Below are 22,532 nucleotides of genomic sequence, written 5' to 3'. Positions count from 1 at the left end.
ACGGAGTACGAACAATGAAAAAATTTATGGACGCAGATTTTCTGCTGCAGACGAAAACCGCGATCAAGCTGTATCATGAACATGCGGCGCACATGCCGATCTACGACTACCACTGCCACCTGTCCGCGCAGGAGGTTGCGGAGGACAAGCAGTACGACAACATCGGCGAGTGCTGGCTGGGCGGCGACCACTACAAATGGCGCGGCATGCGCACCAACGGCATTGAAGAAAAATACTGCACCGGCGATGCTTCCTGGCGCGACAAGTTTCAGAAGTGGGCGGAGACGGTGCCGCAAACGCTGCGCAATCCGCTTTACCACTGGACGCATTTGGAGTTGCAGCGCTACTTCGATATCGACACGCTGCTGAGCCCTGCGACCGCCGACGAAATCTACGAGGAATGCACGGCCAAGCTGCGCACTCCGGAATTTTCCGCGCGCAACCTAATGCGCAAGATGAACGTCAAGTTGGTCTGCACCACCGACGATCCCGTCGACGACCTGCGCTGGCACAAGCAGCTTCAAGATGAAGGGTTTGAAATCAAAGTGCTTCCGGCCTTTCGTCCGGACAAGGCGATGAATATCTCCGACCCGAAAGCGTATAAAAGATATGTAAAACAGCTATCGGAGGCTTCCGGCGTTGAGATTGTTGATTTTGCTACGCTGATGGAAGCGGTTGATCTGCGCCATGAATATTTCCACTCCGTCGGATGCCGCTTGTCGGACCATGGCGTGGCGTATGTTCCGGATGCGGAAGCGGACTCGGCTACATTGGATGCTATTTTCTGCAAAGTGATGCGGGGCGGGGAACCGACAAAGGAAGAGGCTGACGCTTATTTGGCGGCGTCTCTTTATATTGTCGGCAAGCTAAACCACACCCGTGGATGGGCGCAGCAGTTTCACGTTGGCGTGTTCCGCAACAACAACAGCCGGTTGTTCAAGGCGTTGGGGCCGGATACCGGGTTTGACTCGATTGCCGACTATCGCCAAGGGCCGGGAATGATTCGGCTGCTCGACCGGCTCGATTCCTCGAATCAGCTGACGAAAACCATCCTCTACAATATTAATCCGGGCGACAACGAGCTGTTTGCTACGATGATCGGAAACTATCAGGACGGCTCGTACGCCGGCAAGATGCAGTTTGGCTCGGGCTGGTGGTTCCTCGACCAGAAGGACGGGATGGAAAAGCAGATGAATGCGCTGTCGAACCTCGGCCTGCTCAGCCGCTTTGTCGGCATGCTGACCGACTCGCGCAGTTTCCTCTCGTATCCGCGGCATGAATATTTCCGACGCATCCTTTGCAATCTGATCGGCAATGATGTCGAAAACGGCGAAATTCCGGCTGATATGGAGCTGCTCGGCCAGATGGTTGAAAACATTTGCTACAACAATGCCGTCGAATATTTCGGCATCGAACTGTAGGCCGCTTTTCTCGCGAACGTCTTAAAACCGGCCGCTCGTATTTTATTCGGGGCCGATTGCCTTGCATTGACCTATTGACACTGGGGCGGTTTCGCGTATTTTTCCAGCCTTTGGAAATAAAAGGATTTTGATTATGGGCAAGAAGAAAACCGACGACAAGGATTTGAAGGAAAACGCCGTACTGGCTGAGGAAGAGCAGGCCGATAAAGAGGCGACGGAGGTTGAAGAGCTTCTGGATACCGAAATCATTGAAGAGGATGAGGTTCCTGCGGTGGAGAAAGAGGAAGAAGACGAGTCGTTGCGCGACCAGTTTGTGCGCCTGCAGGCCGACTTTGCCAATTTTCGCAACCGTACCCAGCGCGAGCGCGTTGAACTCTATCAGCGCGCCAACGAGGATCTGCTCCTCGAAATCCTTCCGGTGCTCGACCATTATGAAATGGGGCTCCAGAACGCGGAGCAGCATAACCCCGACCCAGCGGTGCTGGATGGATTTAAACTGGTGTTCGACCAGTTCCAAAGCGTGCTGACCAAGTTTAACCTCAAGCCGATTGAAGCCGTGGGCGAAGAATTCGACCCCCACAAGCACGAGGCGCTTACCCATATGCCGTCCGATGACTTCGCTGCCGAAATCTGCTCGAACCAGATACGACGCGGCTATATGTTTGGCGAGAAGCTGCTGCGCGCCGCGCAGGTGGTTGTCTCTTCCGGCCCGGCGGAAGCCATAGAAGGCGGGGAATAATCGATGGCTGATAAACGCGACTACTACGAAATCCTCGGCGTGGACCGAAGTGCCTCGGACGATCAGATTAAAAAGGCCTACCGCAAGGTGGCCATGAAATACCATCCCGACCGCAATCCGGGCGACAACGCGGCCGAAGAAAGCTTCAAGGAAGCGTCTGAAGCGTATGAAGTGCTCAGCGACTCCGACAAAAAAGCGCGCTATGACCAGTATGGCCATCAGGCATTTGCGCCGGGCGGTGGCTTCGGCGGCGGGTTCGGCGGCGGCTTCCACGATGCGTCCGACATCTTTGAACAGGTGTTCGGCGGCGGCTTCAACATTAACGACCTGTTTGGCGGGGGAGGCGGCGGACGCCGCCGGAGCAACGGACCTGCGCGCGGCTCCGACCTGCGCTATGATCTTGATGTCGACTTTGAAGAAGCGGTGCTGGGTTCGCGTCGTACGTTGACGCTTCCGGTGGCCGAAACCTGCGGGCGCTGCTCCGGCAGCGGCGCCGAGCCGGGCACGTCCAAGAGCACTTGTCCATCCTGCGGCGGCCGTGGCCAGGTATCAGCCGGCGGTGGCTTTATCCAGTTTTCCCAAACCTGTCCGACCTGTGGCGGCGCCGGCGAAATCATCTCCAGTCCGTGTCGCGAATGCAACGGCGCGGGCAGTGTTAAGGAACGTAAAACGATCAAGCTGCGCATTCCGGCCGGGGTTGAATCCGGCTCGCGCCAGCGCTTGCCCGGCAAGGGCGAAGCGGGCGCACGCGGCGGCCCTGCCGGCGATCTGTTCATTGTGTTCCACGTGCGCGATCACGATTTCTTCAAGCGCAGCGACCTCGATATTTATTGCGAGGTGCCCGTTCCATTCAATATCGCGATGCTCGGCGGGGAAATCGAGGCGCCGACGCTGCACGGCGGCGCCAAGATTAAGATTCCGGCCGGCACCGAGAGCGGTAAAATTTTCCGCCTGCGTGGCCAGGGCGTGATTGATGCGGCCCACGGCCACGGCAAGGGCGACCAAAACGTGATGGTGAAGATTGAAGTGCCTGCCCGCCTTTCCGGCAAGGAAAAGAAGGCGATGCAGGAGCTGTGCGATAAGCTGCACGACAACCATTTCGAAGAAACCGCCAAAATGAACAAAAGGGCGCAAAAATTCTACGAGCGCAAACGCAAGCTCGAAGCTGACGATTAGGAAATAGGCAGAATGATTTTTCTGTGCACCGGAATTATTCTGCCACTAAATTATTCTGCCCTTAAATGCGTATAAATTCACTAGTTGATGCATCGGAGCTGGAAAAGGGCGTTGCGGTGCTTTCTTCGGAGGAGTCACATCATCTGGCGCGGGTGCTGCGCGTTCAGCCGGGACAGGAAATTACGCTGTTTGACGGGCAGGGCGGCGTGGCCGACGCGGTCATTGAGTCGGTCTCGAAGACCGCAGTTGAAGCGCGGATCTCCAAACGCTGGCAAGAGCCGGCTCCGTCGGTTGAGATTGATCTGATCCAAGCGGTGCCCAAACCCGAGCGTTGGGAGCTGGTTTTGCAGAAGGCCGTTGAGCTGGGCGCAACAACGATTCGGCCGGTGCTCTCGCAGCATACTGAGTTTAAGCCGAACCCGAAGAAGCAGGAGCGCTGGAGCAAGATTGTGCTCAATGCCGCGCAGCAGTGCGAAGTGCGCTGGCTGCCGGTTCTCCAACCCTTGGAAAAGTTCGATGCCGTTCTTTCATCCCTTGGAAGCTATGACCTCGTTTTGATTGGTTCTCTTTATGAAGGCACGAAGCCGTTCCGCGAGGTCCCAAAGGCAGGAAAATCGAAGGTTGCGATGCTGATTGGCCCCGAGGGCGATTTTTCAGAGGAAGAGGTTGAGGCCGCTGTTCTGGCCGGCGCGGTGCCGGTTTCGTTCGGCGACCGCATCCTGCGGACTGAAACCGCGGCAATTTATGGTTTAAGCGTTCTGGCCTATGAGCTACTTTAGGCATTTCCGATTTTAGAATTTTGATTGCCGGTTTTTGGGTTTGCGACGCTTACACTCTGTGTTCATTCGTATTGATCCGTGGCTAAGGAAGAGTATTGATTATGAAAACTACCGTTGTTGCTTTGGCAAACCAGAAGGGCGGGGTGGGAAAGACCACCACCGCCATCAATTTTTCGGCCTGTCTGGCGGAAAAGCGCAAGAAGGTGTTGTTGATCGATCTCGATCCTCAGGCCAACGCCACCAGCGGTCTGGGGTTGGAAAAGGGTTTTGGCGCCAGCGTCTTTCCGGCGCTGCTGGGGGAAACGGATTGCTCCACCCTCATCAAGGAGACCGGCATCAAGAATCTCGACATTATTCCGTCCGAGCTCGATTTGGCCGGTGCGGAGATTGCGATTGCGCGGATGGACGACTACCTCCAGCGCTTAAAGCTGGCTATCGCTCCGGTGATTGAGAGCGATGTCTATGACTATATCATTCTCGACTGCCCGCCTTCGCTGGGCATCCTCTTTATGAACGCGCTGAATATTGCCGATGAAGTGATTATTCCGCTTCAGTGCGAATATCTTGCGCTCGAAGGCCTCGGGGTGATGGTGGACATTGTCAACCAGATCCGCGATGCCGGAAATCCGAAACTGCACATCAGCGGCATCCTCATGACGATGTACAACGTGAGCACGAATCTTTCGCAACAGGTTGTGCAGGAAGTGGTGAAGCACTTTGGCGACCGCGTTTTTGAAACGCTCATTCCGCGCAATGTCCGTTTGAGCGAGGCGCCGAGCTACGGCAAACCGGTCACGGATTACGATCCGCACTGCGTTGGCGCGGCGGCCTACCGCAATCTGGCCAAAGAGTTCATCAAACGTCGGAAACCGGATGCTGAGCCGTCCGCTGAGGCCCTGCCGACGGTCTCGAGCATTACGGCTGCGGAATAAACCGCAGTTCCGAGGCTATTTCTTCGGCTTCCAAATCTTGACCTTTTTCCATTCGCGACCCCATTCGAGAGCTTGGCTGTGGGAGGGGAAGTAGAGGTCAATGTGCATGCCCTTGATGCCTCCGCCGATGTCTTCGACGCGGCCCCAGCCATAGCCGGGGACTTCCATGATGGTTCCAAAGGGGTAGTAGCGCGTGTCGGCGGCGATCGTGCCCCAGTCTGCGTGCGTGCCCGATGCGGTGATGCCTACAGCCTTGGGCTTTCCTTTGGCCGGCCCGTAGGCGACTACCGGTTGGAATTTCCAGTTGCGCTTCCAGCCGCAGCATTTGCCGCATTTGCAGTAGCCGGTGGTTTCAATGTTGACGATTTCCGGCTTCTGGTTGCCCGGCACGCGGTACCGCCGCCCCGTTGCACATCCGCTCAGCAACGCCGCCAATATGATGAATAGAGCTGTGTTTTTCATGCAGAAACATCTCCCGACCAAATGGTTTCAACTCCGTTCTCGGTATTGAGCAGCAGTTCGCCGTGATCGCCGAAGCCGGCGAGTGTGCCGCTCTTTATAACGTCGCCGTCATGTACGGTCAGCCGTTTTCCTATCGGGCCGGCCTGTTGGGTCCAGCTTTCCCGCAGGCGTGGGAACCCCCCTTGTTTCCATTCTTCAATCCAATGCTCCAGAGGTTGAAAAAGACTTTCCAGAGTTCGGCAAAGATCGTGCGCCTGGCTGCTTACTATCAGCATCGATGTGGCGGGGCGGTCGATGGCTTCCGCTTCAACGGACGACATGTTCACGTTGAGGCCGATGCCGACAATGATTCCTGTGGCCGAAGAGTCTCCGCTTTCAACGCGCTCGGAGAGGATGCCGCAGATTTTTTTGCCGTCCACCAGCACGTCGTTCGGCCACTTGGGCGCGGCAGGAATGCGGAGGCGGTTGAGCATCTCGGAAACGGCCATTGCAATGGCCATGGTTAGGGAGGGCACGGCCATCAGCTCGGCCGGCGTAGCGATAAAGAGGGAAAAGCACAAGTTGGTGTCGGGAGCAGAGAGCCATTTGCGCTCCTGCCGGCCCCGCCCTGCGGTTTGTTCGCGCGTGGCAACAATGCTTCCGCTTGGAATGTCCGATTCACGGATAAAGCGTTGCTTCATATAGGTGTTGGTGGATCCCAAACGATCATGCCAGTCGACCTTGAATTGCATTTGTCATTACCCCTTTATTTAGATTGGGTTTCATTACCGAAATCATTAATAAAAACCCAGTTTTTCACTAGCTATGGAAACATAAATTCCTTATACAAGGCGCTCATTTTATCAAAACAAAGGAGATAGAAAAGATGGAACTTCTGATGCAAGGCGTTGTTCTGATGGTGATCGGTATGGCTACCGTATTTTCCTTCCTCGTACTGATGATCTGGACCATGAAAGGTTCGGCGGCATTCTTCAGTAAATTCGCGCACCTCTTCCCCGAAGAGCAGCCAGCGGCAGTCAAAAAGGCTCCGGCTGTGGATCCGTCCGCAGAAATTGCAGTGGCTCTTGCTGCTATCCGTGCAAAGCGCGGCTAAATCAATTTTATGTAATTAAACCAGGAGAAATATCGTGGCTAAAAAAACAATCCATATCATGAACACCGCGTTCCGTGACGGCTTCCAATCCGTTTACGGCGCTCGCGTATTAACCGAAGATTTTCTGCCGGCCGTTAAGGCCTGCGTTGAAGCAGGACAAACGCACTTCGAAGCCGGCGGCGGCGCTCGCTTCCAGGCTCCCTTTTTCTATTGCAACGAGTCCGCATTCGACATGATGGACAAGTTTCGCGCAACGGCCGGCCCCGACGCCGACCTGCAGACGCTTGCCCGCGGCATCAACGTGGTGGGCCTCGATTCGCAGTCGCGCGATATGATCGACCTGCACGCGAAAATGTTCAAGAAGCACGGCATTACCACCATCCGTAACTTCGATGCACTCAACGATGTCAACAACCTCATCGACTCCGGCAGGTCCATTACGGATCACGGCCTGAACCATGAAGTCTGTGTAACGATGATGGAGCTGCCTCCCGGATGCGAAGGCGCACATACGGTTGAGTTCTACCAGAAGACCCTGCAGGGCATCATCGATGCGAAGATCCCCTTCACCAGCGTCTGCTTCAAGGATGCTTCCGGAACGTCCACCCCGAAGAAGGTGTACGAAACCATCAAGATGGCCCGCAAGATCCTGCCGGCCGATTGCAAGATTGTTTTCCACTCCCACGAAACCGCCGGCGTAGGCACCGTCGGTTACATCGCAGCGATCAAAGCCGGCGCCGACCAGGTTGACTGTTCGATGGCTCCGGCTTCCGGCGGCACCTGCCAGCCGGACGTGGCCACTCTGTGGCACGCGCTTCGCGGCGAAGACTACGACCTTGACATCGACATCGACAAAATGATGCACGCCGAGTCCGTCTTCAAAGACTGCATGGCTGACTACATGCTTCCGCCGGAAGCCAAATCGGTTGAGCCGATGATTCCGTGGTCCCCGATGCCCGGCGGCGCGCTGACGGCCAATACGCAGATGATGCGCGACAACAACATGATGGATAAGTACGAAGACTGCATCCACGCCATGGGCGAAGTGGTTCGCCGGGGCGGATTCGGAACTTCCGTTACTCCGGTTTCCCAGTTCTACTTCCAGCAGGCGTTCAACAACGTTATCTTTGGCCCGTGGGAAAAGATTGCCGAAGGCTACGGCAAGATGGTTCTCGGCTACTTCGGCAAGACTCCGGTCGCCCCCGATCCCGAAATCGTTAAGATTGCTTCTGAAAAGCTCGAGCTCGAACCGACTACCGCCAACCCGGTTGACCTGAACGACGCGGATCCCAAGAAGGGTGTTGAGCCGGCCAAAGCCCTGCTCAAGGAAAACAGCCTTGAAGAAACCGATGAAAATATTTTCATCGCGGGTGCCTGCATGCAGAAGGGCATCGACTTCCTGCTCGGTAAGATGGAAGTCAACGGCGTTCGTAAAGGTGCACTCACTCCGGCTGCTCAGGCTTCTGCAACTACTGCAGGCGGCGACGGCGGCTACACCGTCAGCGTCAACGGCAAGAAGTTTGCGGTCGACGTCAAGGGCGACAAAGCCACCGTCAACGGCAAGGCCTACGACATCGGCGTTGAAGACGGTATCGAAACGTCTGGCACGGCAACGGTTGCTCATGCTTCTGCGGATTCCGTCGAAGTGAAAGCTCCGATGAACGCCAAGGTGATTAAGGTTGTTGTGAATGTGGGCGACCTCGTGAACGAAGGCGATGTGATTTTCGTGGTTGAAGCCATGAAGATGGAAGTTGAAGTGAAGGCTGCGTCGGCAGGTACGATTACAGCGATAGCAGTCGAGTCCGGTGCGCAGGTTACCGCCGGCGAAGCCATGGCTTCCATCAACTAAGAGCGCAACAGCGAACGGAGATTTCAAACAATGAAGAAATTCATAACCATGGGGCTTCTCGCTGCCGCCGTTTTTGGCGGAGCCGTCCAGGTGCAGGCTGAAGAAGCCTGCTGCCCGGCGGAAGGCGTGAAGACCAAAAAAAGTGTTTCAATTGCCGAGGGCTTTCAGAAGCTGGGCCGGGAAACCGGCATCTACCGCTTCTTTAATCCGCCGACAAAGGAAGAAAAAGCAGCCTCCTATCAAGTGGCACTCGTCAAAACCGTAGAAGCGGAAACTTCCGCAGGTCATTTCCACGGCGCGATGAATCAGATCCACAAGGCGCACGGTGTTGAGCAGTCGTTGCTGGATCAGCTGACCCAGCAAGTAGAAGCTGCTGAGGCCGCCGGCTATGAACCGCCGCTGTCGCTTCCTCCTGGCCTCGGTCAGTTTATGATGATTCTGATTGGTCTGCTGCTGATCTATTTGGCCATTGCCAAGGGCTTCGAGCCCTTGCTGCTGTTGCCGATCGGTTTCGGCGCGATCCTGACGAACATTCCAATGGCTGGAATCTCGGCGGGTCCGATGCCCGGGCAGCCGGCCGGATTTCTGTACTATTTCTACACCGTGGGTGTTGAGTCGGGCGTATTCCCGCTGCTCATCTTCATGGGTGTAGGCGCAATGACCGACTTCGGTCCGTTGCTGGCCAATCCCAAGACCGCTCTGCTCGGCGCTGCCGCGCAGTTCGGTATCTTTATCGCCCTGTTGGGCGCGATGGCCTTGGGGGGCATGTTTGATATGTTTACTATGCAGGATGCGGCCGCAATCGGCATCATTGGAGGTGCCGACGGTCCGACCGCCATCTTCCTTGCTTCGAGGCTGTCGCCAAATCTGCTCGGGGCAATCGCGGTTGCGGCCTACTCCTATATGGCATTGGTTCCGATCATTCAGCCGCCGATCATGCGCGCACTGACCACCAAAGAAGAACGCTCTATTGTAATGAAACAGCTGCGCCACGTTTCTAAAACCGAGAAGATTGTCTTTCCGTTGTTGGTGTTGGTGCTCTGCCTGTTGCTGCTGCCTTCCGCGACTCCGCTGATCGGCATGCTGATGCTCGGCAACCTGATGAAAGAATCCGCCGTAGTGGATCGCCTGTCAGAAACCGCGCAGAACTCGTTGATCAATATCGTCACCATCATGCTCGGTTTGGCCGTCGGTTCCAAACTGGCCGCCGAAAAGTTCCTGAACGTTCAGACGCTCGGCGTCCTTGCTCTGGGTCTAGGTGCATTTGTGATCGGTACGGCTTCCGGCTTGTTGCTGGCCAAACTGATGAACAAGTGCAGCAAGGAGCAGATCAACCCGCTGATCGGTTCCGCCGGTGTATCCGCCGTTCCGATGGCGGCCCGCGTATCCAACAAGGTTGGCCTCGAAGCCAACCCGCAGAACTTCCTTCTCATGCACGCCATGGGTCCGAACGTTGCTGGCGTAATCGGCTCTGCCGTTGCCGCTGGTGTGCTGCTCGCACTCGTTGGTTAATGGTTCCAAGCATTGGAAATCAGAAAGGGTCGCCGAATGGCGGCCCTTTTTGTTTCCAGACCTTGGAGCATTTGTGGCAAGTTGGGCACCGGTTCAATGAAAATTCCATTCACCAAAATGCACGGGGCGGGCAACGACTTTATCATGGTCGACGACCGCGCTCTGATGTTCCCGCTTGAAGACCAGTTGTTCATCCAACGGATCGCTTCGCGCCGGATCGGTGTGGGCTGCGACGGCATTATTTTGCTCCAACCTTCGAAGGCGGCCGATCTGCGGATGCGCTTCATTAATCCCGATGGTGGGGAGCAGGACATGTGCGGCAACGGCGCGCGCTGCTTTGCCCGGATGGCGCATGATCTCGGCGCGGCGCCCAGTGCTATGAGCATCGAAACCGGCGCGGGCATCGTTCGTGCTCAGGTTCTGGAAGGGCTGGTTCGTCTCGATCTGACGGAGCTTACGGATCTGGAACTGGACTTGCCCGTTGGGCTGGAGTGTCCGGTCGACTTTGTGAATACGGGCGTCCCGCACGCCGTGGCTTGGGTTGACGACGTGCAGGCGGTGGATCTTCCAAGGTTTGGAAAACTGCTGCGCCGGCACGAACGGTTTGCTCCGAAAGGATCAAATGCCAACTTTGCGAAGGTCGAAGCGGATGGTACATTGTCTGTTCGCACCTATGAGCGCGGGGTCGAGGCGGAGACGCTGGCCTGCGGAACGGGGGCGGCCGCCACGGCCCTGCTTGCCGCAGAGCGGGGCTGGGTCAAGTTGCCGGTGGCTGTGCATTGCGCTGGGGGCTTTGATTTGGTAATTGATTCAGTTCAGGGAACGCCCTCGCTGACAGGCGGCGCGGCAACTGTTTTTGAGGGGGAGATTGAGTATGGAAATCGGATTTAGCCTAGGTTCCAATCTATACAACCGGAAGCGCTTGCTGATGCAGGCGAAAAATCTGTTGTTGTCTGCACCGCGAACCAGCTTCGTCGATCAGTCGCCGATCTATGAAACCACGCCGGTGGACGTGAAGCCGGAATATCAGGATATGGCCTATCTCAACTCGGTTGTACTCGTGGAAAGCGAACTGCCGCTCGAAAGCTGGCTTTCGTACATCGGGAAAATCGAGGCCAATCTCGGGCGCGAACGGAACGAGTCCGACCGCAATGCGCCACGCCCGATCGATGTGGACATCATCTATGCGGGCGATCAAATTATCGACAGTGGCGGACTGGAAGTGCCGCATCCGCGTTGGGCGGAGCGTCGTTTTGTGGTGCAGCCGTTGTGCGACGTCCGCCCTGAGCTGGTGCTTCCCGAGGCCAGCAAGTCGGTTGCCGAAATCCTCCGCTCCCTGCCCCCCGATCATGGCCTAAGCATTTTCGACGAAAAGTGGTAGGGGAAAGTATTTCGTACTGCGGACTACGTATTGCTTGACCGGCCTGCAGAAATATGACGAAATTTTTACGCAATACGCAATACGCAATACGCAATACGCAATACGCAATACGGAATAGATTATGAAATGGACCGCTTCAAAGCTAAGAGCCCTCAAGGGGGAGAAGAAGATTGCGATGCTGACGGCGTACGATGCGCTGACGGGGTCGCTGGTGGATGAAGCTGATGTGCCGGCCGTGCTGGTGGGCGACTCGCTGGGCATGACGGTGTTGGGCTACGAAACAACCTTGCCGGTGAGCATGGAGGAAATGCTGCACCACACGGCGGCGGTTTCGCGCGGTGTGGAAAATGCGCTGGTGATTGCCGATATGCCGTTTATGTCGTATCAGCCATCCATCGAGATGGGGTTGGAGAATGCCGGGCGCTTCATCAAGGAGGCTGGCGCTGATGCGGTGAAGGTCGAAGGCGGAGCCGTGCGTTCTGGCTTGATCGAGGCGCTGGTGAGCAACGGCATTCCCGTGCTAGGGCACATTGGCTTGACGCCGCAGAGCATCAAGGAAACGGGCGGCTACAAGGTGCAGGGCAAAACCTCCGAACAGGCGCGCCGGTTGATGGACGATGCCATGGCGGTTGAGCAGGCCGGTGCCTTTGCGCTGGTGCTCGAGTGCGTGCCGGCCGAGCTGGGCGAACTGATTTCGGGCGCGCTTTCCATTCCCACCATCGGGATCGGGGCCGGAGCGGGATGCGACGGCCAAGTGTTGGTCTTCACCGACCTGCTTGGTGTCAGCGGCAAGCACGTTCCAAAGTTCGTGAAAAAGTACGCCAATCTCAATCCGCTCATCACCGAAGCGTTGGCGGCCTATAAAGCCGAAGTAGAATCCGGTGCCTTTCCCGCCGATGAGCAGACCTATTAGCATGGACATCATTAAATCACCCGAAGCCATGCAGTGCCGTGTGCTGGAATTGAAGCGGGCGGGGTATTCCATTGGTTTTGTGCCGACGATGGGTTTTCTGCATGAAGGCCATCTCTCCCTGATGCGCCTTGCTCGGTCAACGTGTGACGTGCTTGTGGCCAGCATTTTCGTGAATCCGATCCAGTTTGGTCCAAACGAAGACCTCGGTGCCTACCCGCGCGATTTTGAGCGCGATGAAACGCTGTGCGAACAGGAGGGCGTGGACATCGTCTTTTATCCTGACCCGGTCGGCATGTATGCGGCCGACGCCAGCGTTTGGGTGGATGAAGACACGTTGTCGCGGGTGCTGTGCGGCGCATCGCGCCCCGGGCACTTCCGCGGGGTTTGCACGGTGGTTGCAAAGCTGTTTAATTTGGTGTTGCCGGATGTTGCGGTCTTCGGCGAAAAGGATGCCCAGCAGCTGCGCATCATCGAGCGCATGGTGCGGGATCTGAATTTTCCCGTCAAAATCGTTCGCGGGCCGATCGTGCGCGAAGCCGATGGTTTGGCCATGAGCTCGCGCAACAAACATCTTTCCGAATCCCAGCGCAAGGATGCGCTCTGCCTGCGCCGGTCGCTCGATATCGCGCAACAATTGGCCGAGTCGGGGGAGCTGAGTGTTGGTCAAATTCGCCTCCGCATGGTGGAGTTGATCGAAAAAGTCCCGGAGGCCGAAATGGACTATATTTCGTTTGTTGATGACGCAACACTAGAGGCGGTTGACCAATTGGTCCACCCGGTTTTAATTGCGTTGGCGGTGAAATTCGGTTCAACCCGGCTGATTGACAACCGGGTAGTGGTGCTGTAGAGGATTGCGAATGAAACGCTTGCACATTCGCCTTCTTTTTTTCGATAATTTTGTTTGAAAGCGATGACCACATCATTACATTGATGACCGCTTTTGAAAACAAAAGGGTGCGGTAGCCAAGCGGTTAGGCAGTGGATTGCAAATCCACCTAGATCGGTTCGACTCCGATCCGCACCTCCAATTTTTTTTCGGCTGTTGATACTAATGGAGATGAATAATGGCTGTTCCTCAGGATCTGTTCTACGCAAAGACCCACGAATGGGTTGACCTCAATGATGGCATCGCCACCGTAGGCATCACCGATTTTGCCCAAAACCAGCTCTCGGACTTGACGTTCGCCGAGCTTCCTGAGGTCGGAACCGAATTCAAAGCCGGCGAGGAAGCCGCTGTGGTTGAGTCTGTAAAGGCCGCCGCCGACATCTACGCACCTGTGGCCGGCGAAGTGATCGAAATCAACGAGAGACTCGAAGACAACCCCGAGTTGGTTAACAAGGACCCCTTCGGCGAAGGCTGGCTCTTCAAGCTGAAGATGGTCGATGAATCCGATGTGGATGACATGATGGATGCCGACTCGTACGAAGAGCTTTGCCCGAACGACTAAACGATGTTTATCGAATTCTGATTAAAGGAGGATGGGCATCCTCCTTTTTTTATTTATGCCATGAATGCTTGGTCCGTCCATTTCAAGAATCCCGTTCCCTACCAGCAAGGGCTGGAGATCCAGCGCCGCCTGCTCAAGGCGCGACAGGAAAACGAGATTCCCGACACGGTGCTGATCCTGCAGCACAATCCGGTCGTCACGTTGGGCAACCGCGGACGTGCCAACTATCTGCTAAAAACCGAAGAGGAATACCGCGAGCTGGGCATTGAGCTGTTCCATGCCGAGCGCGGGGGCGACGTCACCTTTCACGGCCCCGGCCAATGGGTGCTCTATCCCATCCTTTATCTCGGTGGCAATGAGGCCGATTCGCACGGCTATCTTTCCAATCTCGAAGAGGTCGCCATCCAAACGCTGGCCGACTACGGCGTCAAAGGCTTCCGGCGCGAAGGCAAGTCCGGTGCATGGACCGATGCCGGCAAGATTGCCGCCATCGGCTTCCGCCTCAAGAAATGGGTGTCGTTCCACGGCATGAGCTTCAACGTCAGCAACAACCTGATGGGATTTAACACGATTGTTCCCTGCGGGCTCGTCGGCGAACCCGTTGCCTCCCTTAAAACCATTCTTGGCGAAGACTGCCCCGAGATGCCCGCCGTCTGCGACTCGCTTTTGAACCACTTTTCAACCGTCTGCAACCGCAAGCTCGAACGGTTTGACGCCGATGGGGAGTTGCCTCCCGCGCTGGCGAAATTGGTTCGTGACGATTGAGCCGCGAAACGTGATTTTTCACGGCTCACGGTTCATGCTTTTCGATAGGGAGGCTTCAGTCCTTTGAGCATGGGATAGTGTTTGGTGTTGAGGGTCTTGAGTTCGGCATGTTCTGCTTCGGCCGTGGCGGCAACAATGGCGTCGGCGAGCCCTACGCCATGTGATTTCGCATACTTGTTTTTGTAGAGGCCGCCTTGTCTTGCCAAATCAGCAGAAACAGGCGCGATTTTGAATAAAGAGATCAGCGAATCCAGCGTCTGCAGCTCTGTATCGCCCCGAACGCCGGCATAGAGTTCCGCCACAACGATGGAGGAGAGTATAATGCGGTCGCTGTTTGCTGCAAGCAACGCCGCGGCCTGCGGGTCTCCTCGCAGAAAGTCGATCATCACATCGGCGTCGATCAGCATGGGACTGGCCATCGTTCAGCTCCTGTCCCACGAGCGACGTGTTTCAGCGAAGTCAGGTAGATCCTTCCGATCCTTCCACATGCCGCTCGCTTTGCTGAGCACGGCGTCGCGCTGGCTGTCGCTTGCAGACATAATGAGCTGGTCAACGGCTTCGCGGATCAGTTCGGCCTGTTTTTTTCCCGTGGATTTGGCCAATACGCCTAGTCCGGTCTTTTCTTCTTCTGTTAGATAGATCTGTGTGCGTACCATTCCACACCTCCAATGTATACATTATGCTTATACATTACATGCGGGGGATGTCAAGACGCCCTCCGCGCCTCACGTTTCACTCATCACTTTTCAATACTTCACATTCCAGGTTGCGACCTGCGCCATGTCTTTATAGGCGGTCATTTCGATCTGGATGGGGGTGAGGGCGACGTAGCCGGACTCGACTACGCGGACGTCGGTGTCGGCGGAGTCGTCGAGCAGGTCGAGCTCTCCGTCGAGCCAGTAATAGTTATTGCCGCGCGGGTCGAGGTGGGTGGTGAACTTTTCAACGAAACGTGAGCGCCCCATGCGGGCGGCTTTCATGCCCTTGAGTTCGGAGAGCGGGACGTTCGGTATGTTCACATTCAGCAGGGTGCCGTCGGGCAGCGGGTTCTCCGCGACTCTGGCGACGATTTCGGAGGCGACCTTGGCGGCGGTTTCCCAGTGGGGGTTTTGGTAGGTGCAGAGCGAGAGGGCGATGGCGGGGACACCGAGGATGACGGCCTCGCTGGCGGCGGAGACGGTGCCGGAGTAGAGGACGCTGATGCCGGTGTTCGAGCCGAGGTTGATGCCGCTGACGACGAGGTCGGGGGGATTGTCCTTGTGCAGCAGGCAGAGGGCGAGCTTGATGCAGTCGGCCGGCGTGCCGCCGACGGCGGTGCCGAAGAGCTGGTCGTTCTTTTCGACGCTGAAGGTTTTAATCGGATCGGTGAGCGTGATGGCGTGCCCAGCGGCGCTGCGTTCGGTGTCGGGGGCGCAGACATGCAGGTCGCCGATATGGCCGATGGAGCTGTGGAGCTCGGCGATGCCGCGCGCATGGATGCCGTCGTCGTTGCAAAGTAAGATTTTCATGCGTCGAAATATGGGGATCGTGCATCAAAACATCAATGATGTTGCGCGAAAAACTCGAAACCGGGCCGCGAGGCGGCGATGCTGGTATATTTCTATTGAACCTGTGGGCGAAAACCTCTTGTATCTCCTTCAATTCGAAACCCCCTATAGAGAGACGCCAGATATGAATTTAAATAGAATTGCCGACATGCTCGAAGCCGAGCTGGTGCATGGTCCCGCCGGATGGGAGCAAATCAACATTGAAACGGTATTTGCATCTGACCTGATGAGTGATGTTTTGATGAGTGAACGCGACGAAATGCTGCTGATCACCTCGCTGTCCACCGAGCAGTCGATCCGTTCCGCAGGTATTGTCGGCTCCGAGGCGGTGATTATCGCCAACAAGAAAACGGTGACCGAGGGCATGATTGAGCTAGCCAAGGATCAGGATGTTGCCTTGCTCTGCACCAAATTCCCTAAATACGAATCCTGCATCCGCATCGGCAGGCTCATGGGGGCCTGATGGGCGAGGAGCAAAAAACGCCTCTTCAATCGTCGCTGCGGGTTCAAGAGCTGATCTATGGATTGAAGATCAGCGAGGTGATGACCAAAAAGGTTTTTGCCGTCTCGCGCAACTGCACGATGCGCGACGTTCAGCAAATCATGAAGAACAACGGGATCACGGGGGTTCCGGTGGTCGACAGCAAGCGTGTGGTTGGCTTCGTGAGCATGAACGATCTGATGAACGCCTTGGAGCAGGGCGACATGGGAGACGGCGTGACCTCTCACATGTCCGGCGAGGTGCAGACCTTGGCGGAGGAAATGCCGCTTTCTTTTGCCATCTCGGCTTTCAACAAGTTTTCGTTCCGAAGCTTTCCTGTCGTAAATAAAAAGAACGAGTTGGCGGGGATCCTGACCTTTCGCAACATCAACCTAGCGCTGATCCGAGAACTTTCCCGCCAGTTGCGCGAAATGGAAAACCAACATAGTGCCGTGCCGGAAACCGAATCCATGGATCTGGTGAAGGTCTACCAGCTGCACCGCTACGACTTTGAGAACGGCGGCAAGGCGTCGAGCGAGATTAAGAAATTCCTGAAAGCGCGTGGTTTCCACGCCAAACTGGTTCGCCGCGTTGCTGTCGCCAGCTATGAACTTGAAATCAATCTGGTGGCGCATTCCATTGGCGGCATGCTCAGTTTCGATATCAACGCCGACCGGGTGAAGATTTCTTCGCACGACCGCGGCCCTGGGATTGCAGACGTGGAGCAGGCGCTGACCGAAGGCTATTCAACCGCCAACGAGTGGATCCGTTCGCAGGGGTTTGGCGCCGGCATGGGGCTGCCTAATGTGAAGCGCGTGTCCGATGAGTTTGCCATCCAGTCCGCTGTGGGCATGGGCACCATGATTCGTGCGGTCATCAATCTTAAACCGGAGAAGCAAAATGAAGATTAGCGACATTCAATCCTTGGATCAGTTCACCTGCGTTCAATCGGAGTATGCCGATGCGGAAGTTTCCAGCGGCTACACTTCCGACCTCTTGAGCGATGTGATGGCTCATGCAGACGAGGGCTCGGTGCTCATCACCATCCAAGCGCACAAGAATACGGTGGCGGTTTCCTCGCTGGCCGGCGTGGTGGCCATTATCATCTGCAACAACCGCCCCATCGCCGACGACGTGCTTGAGGCCGCCGCAAGCGAGGGCATTGCGATTTTCCAGACGGCGGAGAACCAGTTCCAGACCTCCAGCCTGATTGCCCAGCATCTGGCCGGCTGCCCGGCGGCATAGAGGCCGGCCATGTTGTACCGCGCGGATTTTCATATTCACAGTTGCTTGTCGCCTTGCGCGTCGCTGGAAATGTCACCTGCATCGATTGTTGCGCAGGCGAAAGTTTCCGGTCTTAACGCCATCGCACTATCGGATCATAACTGCGCCTTCAATCTGCCCGGCTTCGCAAAAATATGTGAACAGCAGGGCATGGCCTGTCTATACGGGATGGAAGTGACGAGTTCTGAAGAGGCGCATCTGCTTTGCTTGTTCGATAAGTTGGAAAATGCCATGGAGATGGGTGCGCGCGTCTACGACAGCCTGCCCGATGTGCCCAACCAGCCCGACCGCTTCGGCGATCAACCCATCATCGATGAGAACGAAGAGATTCTGGGTTTTGCTGAAAAGTTTTTGATCAGCGCAACCCCGTACGGCATTTCCGCGCTGCTCGAAATGGTGCACGACCTCGATGGCCTGTTCATTCCGGCCCACATCGACCGGCAGGTGTACGGTATTATTTCCCAGCTCGGATTCCTTCCCGACGAGGAGTTCGACGCCGTTGAGTTGACGGCCTATGGTGATCCTGCCTTGGCGCTGGATTATTCTATTGTCCGCAATTCAGACTCCCACTGTCTAAGCACTCTCGGCGATGCCTGCACGGAATTCGATATTGATGCTCTAACGGTGGGAAACATCCGTTCCAGTCTATTGAAAAGCCGTGCAGACTAGTTTTTCGAGCGGGATTGCGGTACGGTTTTGTGTTGCTAAACGGGGCTTATTTAAGCATATACGACGACTTTTCCAGGGGGAAAACTTATGCGAATCGTAATTATTGGGGCAGGAAATGCAGGACGGCAGCTCGCCAAGCGGCTGTGCGAAGAAAAGCACAGCATCGTGATGATTGATGTCGATCCGCAGGCCTTGGCGCAGGCGGAAGCCGGACTCGACATACTCACCTTTTGCGGGCGGGGCTCCAATCCGGTCGTTCTGGCAGAGGCGCAGACGGAAAAATCCGATTTGCTCATCGCCGTAACCGACAACGACGAGGTGAACATTCTCGCCTGTCTGTTTGCGCACCATGCCGGAGTCAAGGGCAAGATTGCCCGCGTGACGAACCCCAGCTTCCTGCAAGCCTCTTCGAGCTACGACCTGCAGCAAATGGGCATCGATCTGGTCATCAACCAAAAGCAGGAATGTGCACGGGAAGTCTTCAATATGCTCCAGATGCCGGGCGCACTCGAAGCTTTTGAACTTTTTTCCGGCAAGGTGATGGTGGCCGGCTTTAGCGTGAATGCGGTCAGCCCGCTGCTCGGGCGCACGCCCGCTGAATGCGACCGCCTCGATCTGATTCAAAGCGTGCGCGTGATTGCCATCCGTCGGGAGGACGAGCTGGTTGTGCCGCACGGAAACACGGTGTTCGAGCAGAACGACATCGTTTATCTCGTCGGCCAGCGCCCCGATATTACCACCTTCTTCGATTGGGTCTGTCCCGACATCAAGCCGTTCGAGAAAGTTATTATCGCCGGAGGCGGCGATCTTGGGCTGATGCTTGCCAAATATGTTGAGTCCGAAATAGATTGCGTCTTGCTGGAGCAGGACGAGGAACGCGCGCGTTTCTGTTCCGCCGAACTCAACAAGACCCTCGTGCTGCGCGCCGATGCGCTGACCGAAAGTGCACTCGTGGAATCCGGCCTGCACGAAAGCACGGCGTTTGTTGCGCTGACCGGCGACGACGAAGGCAACATCATGAACTGCCTGATGGCACAAAAGAAGGGGGCGGCGTTCACCGCCACGCAGATTATGCGCACCGACTTCATTCCCGTGGTTGAACAGCTCTATCTCGTGAACCGCGTGGTGAGTCCGTACATTTCCACCGCCAACGCCATTCTGCACTGGCTGCGCTCCAAGAAGGCGCGCGCCGCTTCGTTGCTGCACAATCTGCCTGGCGAGCTGCTCGATGTCGTCATTGCGCCCAACGGAAAAGTAGATGGCCGCCGCATCCACGAAATCAAGATGCCGAGCAACGCCATCATTGCCACGGTCATGCGCAACGGGGAGGTGGCCACCGCCACCGGCGACCTCGAACTGCAGACCGGCGACCGCGTGCTCATTTTCTGCCACCCCGATGCGGTGAAGAAGATCCAATCCATTTTCCTTTAAAGGAAGGCCTCCATGAACAAGCGCGTCGTATTCCATCTGGTCTCCTACATGACGTTCGTAATCGGCATTGCGATTATCGGGTGCGCCGGCGTGTCGTACTACTACGATGAGCCACTCGCCGTACAGATGAGTCTGGTCTACTCCGGCCTCATCGCCATCTCCTGTGCGGGTGTGGCCGGCATTCTGACGCGGTGCGATATCAATCTGTCGCGGCGTGATGGTTTCGGCATCGTTACCTTCGGCTGGATTTCCGCCACGATTTTCGGCTCGCTGCCCTACATTCTGTCCGGCGTCATCCCTCATCCCGTATCAGCGATGTTCGAAACGATGTCCGGCTTCACCACCACCGGGGCATCGGTGCTGAACGATTTGGAAAGCATTCCGCGCGGGATCCATTTTTGGCGGGCGCTCACGCACTGGTTCGGCGGGATGGGCGTACTGGTGCTGTGCGTGGCCATCTTGCCGTTTCTCGGCGTGGGCGGCATGCAGATCTACCGCGCCGAAATGCCCGGTCCCTCCAAGGACCGCCTCACCCCGCGTATCGCCACGACGGCCAAGTTGCTGTGGGGCGTTTATGCGCTGTTGACGATGATCGAGGTTCTATGCCTTAAATTCGCCGGCATGGGCTGGTTCGACTCCTTCTGCCACGCCTTCGGCACCATGGCCACCGGTGGCTTTTCCACCCGCTCCGCCAGCGTCGGCGCATTCGACAGCGCTATGATCGACACCATTCTCATCGTCTTCATGTTTCTTGCCGGCGTAAACTTTTCGTTGCACTATTATGCACTGACCGGCAAGCCTGGCCGCTACTTTCGCGATCCGGAGTTCCGCTTCTATTTTATATTCCTCGTCTGCGCCACGCTCTTTATCACCTTCAACGTTTGGCTCACCGATGGCGGCGCGCTGAGCCGCTGCTTCCGCGACTCCGCCTTTACGGCCACCTCCATTATGACCACCACCGGCTTCTGCACGGCGGATTTCGACCAATGGCCGAACGCCTCGCGCTTGCTGCTCGTCGTCATGATGTTCATCGGCGGGTGCGCCGGTTCGACCGGAGGCGGCATGAAGGTGGTCCGCGTATTCATCATGTTCAAGAAGATGGTGCGCGAGATGAAGCTGTTCATGCGTCCGTCGGCCGTCATTCAAATGAAGCTGGGCGGCAAGCCGGTCGAGCAGGAAGTCATCTCGCACATTGCCGCGTTTTTCGCGATCTTCATCCTGATCTTCGCGATCGGCTCGTTCATCATGACCTTCTTCACGCCGGATCTCGAAACCGCCTGCTCGTGCGTAATTGCCACGCTGGGCAACATTGGCCCCGGTCTGAATGCAGTAGGCGCCACGCAGAACTATTCCTGCATTTCGCCGTCCGGACAGGGCATCTTGATCGTTTTCATGCTGCTCGGCCGCCTCGAACTCTACACCGTGCTGATCCTCTTTCTGCCCGGCTTCTGGAAACGCTAGTCGCCCAGCCCGAAGCGCTGGTGCTCCTCGATGGCGTAGCGGTCGGTGCAGCCGGCGACATAGTCGCAGACGGTGCGCCAGAGGCCTTCCGGCTCGATGCGCCCGCGGGCTTTGGCGCCCATGGTTTCCGGCTGCTCGATATAGTGCAGAAACAGCTTCCGCATCATTTCCACCGATTGAATCGTAGCGTGGGTTACACCATGGTGGAAGTATAGGTTTTCAAACATGAAGGCGGTAAACTCGTCGAGCATCCGCTTCATCTCTGGATTAAAGTCAACAATGCGCTCCGGCGCGGCCATTACACTGCGGACATCTTTCGGCGTGGTTTTTTCCAAGGTTTGGAACGCGTGCTCCGTGGCATCAACCACCTGCAGCTCAAGCATGCAGCGGATGGTGGCGCGCACGAAGCGGTCTGTGTCCAGATTGGGGTAGCGTTTTTTCGTGGCGTCGGCCGCGGTGCGCCAAAATTCGGTGGTCTCCAGCTGCAGCAGGGTGATGATACCCGCTTCGAGGCCGTCATCGACGTCGTGGGCATGGTAGGTCATGTCGTCGGCCAGATCGGCAATCTGCGCCTCTAACGATTGGAACGGGCCGATGGGGTGCCCATTGAGCGAGGCGCCTTCGATGTGCGCTTCGTGCTTGAGTAGTCCGGCGCGGACTTCCCACGAAAGATTCAGCCCTTGAAAGTCAGGGTAGGGCGACTCCACCACTTCGATGCAGCGCAGGCTTTGCAGGTTGTGGTCGAATCCGCCGTGGTCGGCCATCAGGTCGTCGAGCACCTTTTCGCCGACATGCCCGAACGGGCTGTGGCCAATATCGTGCGCCAGGCAGATGCATTCTGTCAGATCTTCGTTGGCTTTGAGGATGCGCGCCAGCGTCCGGCCGACGGCCGACATTTCCATCGTGTGGGTCAGGCGTGTGCGGTAGTGGTCGGCCGTGCCGTTCACAAAAACCTGCGTTTTGTATTCCAGCCTGCGGAAGCAGCGGCTGTGGAAAATGCGGTCGCGGTCGCGCGCAAAGCACGACCGCAGGGGATGGGGCGTTTCCGGATGCATGCGTCCGAGGCTTTTCGAACTCTTGCAGGCGTAGGGCGCAAGATGCGCCTCCTCTGTGTGCTCCCAATCTTTTCTCGCGTGATTCATATGGAGTATACTATAAAACAGGCCGTTGCAGAGTTCAAACCGCAGAG

Annotated in this window: 26 protein-coding genes and 1 tRNA gene; 21 read left to right on the top strand and 6 right to left on the bottom strand. The window is 56.6% G+C overall.

The features are described 5' to 3' along the window. Window positions 1–14 precede the first annotated feature (14 nt). The 5 genes from uxaC to SCARR_RS25600 all read left to right on the top strand — a co-directional run bounded on the left by uxaC (window position 15) and on the right by SCARR_RS25600 (window position 5,047). The gene (uxaC, locus tag SCARR_RS25620) at window positions 15–1,421 is read left to right on the top strand and encodes a glucuronate isomerase (RefSeq protein ID WP_136065195.1); all 1,407 of its coding nucleotides are present in this window, start codon (window positions 15–17) and stop codon (window positions 1,419–1,421) included. Between the two features lie 133 nt (window positions 1,422–1,554). Beyond that, window positions 1,555–2,160 carry a nucleotide exchange factor GrpE gene (locus SCARR_RS25615; protein ID WP_136065193.1) on the top strand — a complete coding sequence of 202 codons (606 nt, stop codon included), beginning with the start codon at window positions 1,555–1,557 and terminating at the stop codon, window positions 2,158–2,160. A 3-nt stretch (window positions 2,161–2,163) separates the two neighbouring features. Beyond that, the gene (gene dnaJ / locus SCARR_RS25610; RefSeq protein WP_136065191.1) at window positions 2,164–3,336 is read left to right on the top strand and encodes a molecular chaperone DnaJ; all 1,173 of its coding nucleotides are present in this window, start codon (window positions 2,164–2,166) and stop codon (window positions 3,334–3,336) included. Between the two features lie 65 nt (window positions 3,337–3,401). Then, a complete protein-coding gene (locus SCARR_RS25605; RefSeq protein WP_136065188.1) occupies window positions 3,402–4,115 on the top strand; it encodes an RsmE family RNA methyltransferase in 714 nt (237 codons plus the stop codon). A gap of 101 nt (window positions 4,116–4,216) precedes the next feature. Then, window positions 4,217–5,047: a ParA family protein gene (locus SCARR_RS25600; RefSeq protein ID WP_136065186.1), complete on the top strand. Its 831-nt coding sequence runs from the start codon at window positions 4,217–4,219 to the stop codon at window positions 5,045–5,047. 15 nt (window positions 5,048–5,062) lie between these two features. Here the strand turns inward: SCARR_RS25600 and SCARR_RS25595 are convergent, their stop codons facing one another. Beyond that, entirely contained in the window at window positions 5,063–5,509 is a 447-nt protein-coding gene (locus tag SCARR_RS25595; protein WP_136065184.1) for a 3D domain-containing protein, read from the bottom strand. Further along, window positions 5,506–6,240 (bottom strand): biotin--[acetyl-CoA-carboxylase] ligase, encoded by a 735-nt coding sequence (locus SCARR_RS25590; RefSeq protein WP_136065182.1) that lies wholly within the window; start codon window positions 6,238–6,240, stop codon window positions 5,506–5,508. The genes SCARR_RS25595 and SCARR_RS25590 overlap by 4 nt, the downstream gene beginning before the upstream one ends. A gap of 134 nt (window positions 6,241–6,374) precedes the next feature. Between SCARR_RS25590 and SCARR_RS25585 the strand changes: the two genes are divergently transcribed. The 10 genes from SCARR_RS25585 (at window position 6,375) to lipB (ending at window position 14,470) form a co-directional block, all read left to right on the top strand. Beyond that, window positions 6,375–6,602, top strand: coding sequence for an OadG family protein (locus SCARR_RS25585; protein ID WP_136065180.1), 228 nt, complete (start codon window positions 6,375–6,377; stop codon window positions 6,600–6,602). 58 nt (window positions 6,603–6,660) lie between these two features. Then, complete coding sequence (locus SCARR_RS25580; RefSeq protein WP_136065775.1) at window positions 6,661–8,451, top strand: biotin/lipoyl-containing protein; 1,791 nt, start codon at window positions 6,661–6,663, stop codon at window positions 8,449–8,451. Window positions 8,452–8,793: 342 nt separating this feature from the next. After that, window positions 8,794–9,963, top strand: a complete 1,170-nt coding sequence (locus SCARR_RS25575; RefSeq protein ID WP_407984928.1) for a sodium ion-translocating decarboxylase subunit beta — start codon at window positions 8,794–8,796, stop codon at window positions 9,961–9,963. Window positions 9,964–10,059: 96 nt separating this feature from the next. Beyond that, complete coding sequence (gene dapF, locus SCARR_RS25570) at window positions 10,060–10,854, top strand: diaminopimelate epimerase (RefSeq protein WP_168433618.1); 795 nt, start codon at window positions 10,060–10,062, stop codon at window positions 10,852–10,854. Continuing rightward, on the top strand, window positions 10,838–11,344 hold the full coding sequence (gene folK, locus SCARR_RS25565) for a 2-amino-4-hydroxy-6-hydroxymethyldihydropteridine diphosphokinase (RefSeq protein ID WP_136065176.1): 507 nt from the start codon (window positions 10,838–10,840) through the stop codon (window positions 11,342–11,344). Before dapF ends, folK begins: the two co-directional genes overlap by 17 nt. 121 nt (window positions 11,345–11,465) lie before the next feature. After that, window positions 11,466–12,257 (top strand): 3-methyl-2-oxobutanoate hydroxymethyltransferase, encoded by a 792-nt coding sequence (panB, locus tag SCARR_RS25560; RefSeq protein ID WP_136065174.1) that lies wholly within the window; start codon window positions 11,466–11,468, stop codon window positions 12,255–12,257. A 1-nt stretch (window position 12,258) separates the two neighbouring features. Beyond that, window positions 12,259–13,104 (top strand): pantoate--beta-alanine ligase, encoded by an 846-nt coding sequence (gene panC, locus SCARR_RS25555; protein WP_136065771.1) that lies wholly within the window; start codon window positions 12,259–12,261, stop codon window positions 13,102–13,104. A 106-nt stretch (window positions 13,105–13,210) separates the two neighbouring features. Next, window positions 13,211–13,284: transfer RNA gene (locus SCARR_RS25550), tRNA-Cys, on the top strand. Between the two features lie 37 nt (window positions 13,285–13,321). Continuing rightward, entirely contained in the window at window positions 13,322–13,705 is a 384-nt protein-coding gene (gcvH, locus tag SCARR_RS25545) for a glycine cleavage system protein GcvH (protein ID WP_168433617.1), read from the top strand. Window positions 13,706–13,765: 60 nt separating this feature from the next. Beyond that, a complete protein-coding gene (gene lipB, locus SCARR_RS25540; RefSeq protein WP_136065170.1) occupies window positions 13,766–14,470 on the top strand; it encodes a lipoyl(octanoyl) transferase LipB in 705 nt (234 codons plus the stop codon). A gap of 32 nt (window positions 14,471–14,502) precedes the next feature. Here the strand turns inward: lipB and SCARR_RS25535 are convergent, their stop codons facing one another. The 3 genes from SCARR_RS25535 to surE form a co-directional block, all read right to left on the bottom strand. Then, window positions 14,503–14,889 (bottom strand): type II toxin-antitoxin system VapC family toxin, encoded by a 387-nt coding sequence (locus tag SCARR_RS25535; protein WP_136065168.1) that lies wholly within the window; start codon window positions 14,887–14,889, stop codon window positions 14,503–14,505. 3 nt (window positions 14,890–14,892) lie between these two features. Then, the gene (locus SCARR_RS25530; RefSeq protein WP_136065166.1) at window positions 14,893–15,126 is read right to left on the bottom strand and encodes a ribbon-helix-helix protein, CopG family; all 234 of its coding nucleotides are present in this window, start codon (window positions 15,124–15,126) and stop codon (window positions 14,893–14,895) included. Between the two features lie 90 nt (window positions 15,127–15,216). Continuing rightward, window positions 15,217–15,978, bottom strand: coding sequence for a 5'/3'-nucleotidase SurE (gene surE, locus SCARR_RS25525; protein ID WP_136065164.1), 762 nt, complete (start codon window positions 15,976–15,978; stop codon window positions 15,217–15,219). A 163-nt stretch (window positions 15,979–16,141) separates the two neighbouring features. Between surE and SCARR_RS25520 the strand changes: the two genes are divergently transcribed. The 6 genes from SCARR_RS25520 to SCARR_RS25495 all read left to right on the top strand — a co-directional run bounded on the left by SCARR_RS25520 (window position 16,142) and on the right by SCARR_RS25495 (window position 21,343). After that, entirely contained in the window at window positions 16,142–16,480 is a 339-nt protein-coding gene (locus SCARR_RS25520; RefSeq protein WP_136065162.1) for a hypothetical protein, read from the top strand. Further along, the gene (locus SCARR_RS25515; protein ID WP_136065160.1) at window positions 16,480–17,409 is read left to right on the top strand and encodes a CBS domain-containing protein; all 930 of its coding nucleotides are present in this window, start codon (window positions 16,480–16,482) and stop codon (window positions 17,407–17,409) included. Before SCARR_RS25520 ends, SCARR_RS25515 begins: the two co-directional genes overlap by 1 nt. Further along, complete coding sequence (locus tag SCARR_RS25510; RefSeq protein ID WP_136065158.1) at window positions 17,399–17,743, top strand: DRTGG domain-containing protein; 345 nt, start codon at window positions 17,399–17,401, stop codon at window positions 17,741–17,743. The genes SCARR_RS25515 and SCARR_RS25510 overlap by 11 nt, the downstream gene beginning before the upstream one ends. Window positions 17,744–17,752: 9 nt before the next feature. Next, window positions 17,753–18,451, top strand: a complete 699-nt coding sequence (locus SCARR_RS25505; protein WP_136065156.1) for a PHP domain-containing protein — start codon at window positions 17,753–17,755, stop codon at window positions 18,449–18,451. A gap of 87 nt (window positions 18,452–18,538) precedes the next feature. Further along, window positions 18,539–19,882, top strand: a complete 1,344-nt coding sequence (gene trkA / locus SCARR_RS25500) for a Trk system potassium transporter TrkA (RefSeq protein WP_136065154.1) — start codon at window positions 18,539–18,541, stop codon at window positions 19,880–19,882. A 12-nt stretch (window positions 19,883–19,894) separates the two neighbouring features. Continuing rightward, window positions 19,895–21,343: a TrkH family potassium uptake protein gene (locus tag SCARR_RS25495; RefSeq protein WP_136065152.1), complete on the top strand. Its 1,449-nt coding sequence runs from the start codon at window positions 19,895–19,897 to the stop codon at window positions 21,341–21,343. On the opposite strand, the gene SCARR_RS25490 is transcribed toward SCARR_RS25495, so the two are convergent. Beyond that, window positions 21,340–22,485: a deoxyguanosinetriphosphate triphosphohydrolase gene (locus tag SCARR_RS25490; RefSeq protein ID WP_136065150.1), complete on the bottom strand. Its 1,146-nt coding sequence runs from the start codon at window positions 22,483–22,485 to the stop codon at window positions 21,340–21,342. The two genes, SCARR_RS25495 and SCARR_RS25490, sit on opposite strands and share 4 nt — an antisense overlap. Between the last annotated feature and the right edge of the window lie 47 nt (window positions 22,486–22,532).

Source organism: Pontiella sulfatireligans, from assembly GCF_900890705.1.
GTDB lineage: Bacteria > Verrucomicrobiota > Kiritimatiellia > Kiritimatiellales > Pontiellaceae > Pontiella > Pontiella sulfatireligans.
The sequence above is the reverse complement of the archived record's forward strand: the minus strand, read 5'-3'. Positions and strand labels throughout refer to the sequence as shown.

What these genes read in the sequence shown, in the direction of transcription:
- uxaC (WP_136065195.1), top strand. Translation starts at nt 15, where the DNA reads ATGAAAAAATTTATGGACGCAGATTTTCTGCTGCAGACGAAAACCGCG.
- SCARR_RS25615 (WP_136065193.1), top strand. Translation starts at nt 1,555, where the DNA reads ATGGGCAAGAAGAAAACCGACGACAAGGATTTGAAGGAAAACGCCGTA.
- dnaJ (WP_136065191.1), top strand. Translation starts at nt 2,164, where the DNA reads ATGGCTGATAAACGCGACTACTACGAAATCCTCGGCGTGGACCGAAGT.
- SCARR_RS25605 (WP_136065188.1), top strand. Translation starts at nt 3,402, where the DNA reads ATGCGTATAAATTCACTAGTTGATGCATCGGAGCTGGAAAAGGGCGTT.
- SCARR_RS25600 (WP_136065186.1), top strand. Translation starts at nt 4,217, where the DNA reads ATGAAAACTACCGTTGTTGCTTTGGCAAACCAGAAGGGCGGGGTGGGA.
- SCARR_RS25595 (WP_136065184.1), bottom strand. Translation starts at nt 5,509, where the DNA reads ATGAAAAACACAGCTCTATTCATCATATTGGCGGCGTTGCTGAGCGGA.
- SCARR_RS25590 (WP_136065182.1), bottom strand. Translation starts at nt 6,240, where the DNA reads ATGCAATTCAAGGTCGACTGGCATGATCGTTTGGGATCCACCAACACC.
- SCARR_RS25585 (WP_136065180.1), top strand. Translation starts at nt 6,375, where the DNA reads ATGGAACTTCTGATGCAAGGCGTTGTTCTGATGGTGATCGGTATGGCT.
- SCARR_RS25580 (WP_136065775.1), top strand. Translation starts at nt 6,661, where the DNA reads ATGAACACCGCGTTCCGTGACGGCTTCCAATCCGTTTACGGCGCTCGC.
- dapF (WP_168433618.1), top strand. Translation starts at nt 10,060, where the DNA reads ATGAAAATTCCATTCACCAAAATGCACGGGGCGGGCAACGACTTTATC.
- folK (WP_136065176.1), top strand. Translation starts at nt 10,838, where the DNA reads ATGGAAATCGGATTTAGCCTAGGTTCCAATCTATACAACCGGAAGCGC.
- panB (WP_136065174.1), top strand. Translation starts at nt 11,466, where the DNA reads ATGAAATGGACCGCTTCAAAGCTAAGAGCCCTCAAGGGGGAGAAGAAG.
- panC (WP_136065771.1), top strand. Translation starts at nt 12,259, where the DNA reads ATGGACATCATTAAATCACCCGAAGCCATGCAGTGCCGTGTGCTGGAA.
- gcvH (WP_168433617.1), top strand. Translation starts at nt 13,322, where the DNA reads ATGGCTGTTCCTCAGGATCTGTTCTACGCAAAGACCCACGAATGGGTT.
- lipB (WP_136065170.1), top strand. Translation starts at nt 13,766, where the DNA reads ATGAATGCTTGGTCCGTCCATTTCAAGAATCCCGTTCCCTACCAGCAA.
- SCARR_RS25535 (WP_136065168.1), bottom strand. Translation starts at nt 14,889, where the DNA reads ATGGCCAGTCCCATGCTGATCGACGCCGATGTGATGATCGACTTTCTG.
- SCARR_RS25530 (WP_136065166.1), bottom strand. Translation starts at nt 15,126, where the DNA reads ATGGTACGCACACAGATCTATCTAACAGAAGAAGAAAAGACCGGACTA.
- surE (WP_136065164.1), bottom strand. Translation starts at nt 15,978, where the DNA reads ATGAAAATCTTACTTTGCAACGACGACGGCATCCATGCGCGCGGCATC.
- SCARR_RS25520 (WP_136065162.1), top strand. Translation starts at nt 16,142, where the DNA reads ATGAATTTAAATAGAATTGCCGACATGCTCGAAGCCGAGCTGGTGCAT.
- SCARR_RS25515 (WP_136065160.1), top strand. Translation starts at nt 16,480, where the DNA reads ATGGGCGAGGAGCAAAAAACGCCTCTTCAATCGTCGCTGCGGGTTCAA.
- SCARR_RS25510 (WP_136065158.1), top strand. Translation starts at nt 17,399, where the DNA reads ATGAAGATTAGCGACATTCAATCCTTGGATCAGTTCACCTGCGTTCAA.
- SCARR_RS25505 (WP_136065156.1), top strand. Translation starts at nt 17,753, where the DNA reads ATGTTGTACCGCGCGGATTTTCATATTCACAGTTGCTTGTCGCCTTGC.
- trkA (WP_136065154.1), top strand. Translation starts at nt 18,539, where the DNA reads ATGCGAATCGTAATTATTGGGGCAGGAAATGCAGGACGGCAGCTCGCC.
- SCARR_RS25495 (WP_136065152.1), top strand. Translation starts at nt 19,895, where the DNA reads ATGAACAAGCGCGTCGTATTCCATCTGGTCTCCTACATGACGTTCGTA.
- SCARR_RS25490 (WP_136065150.1), bottom strand. Translation starts at nt 22,485, where the DNA reads ATGAATCACGCGAGAAAAGATTGGGAGCACACAGAGGAGGCGCATCTT.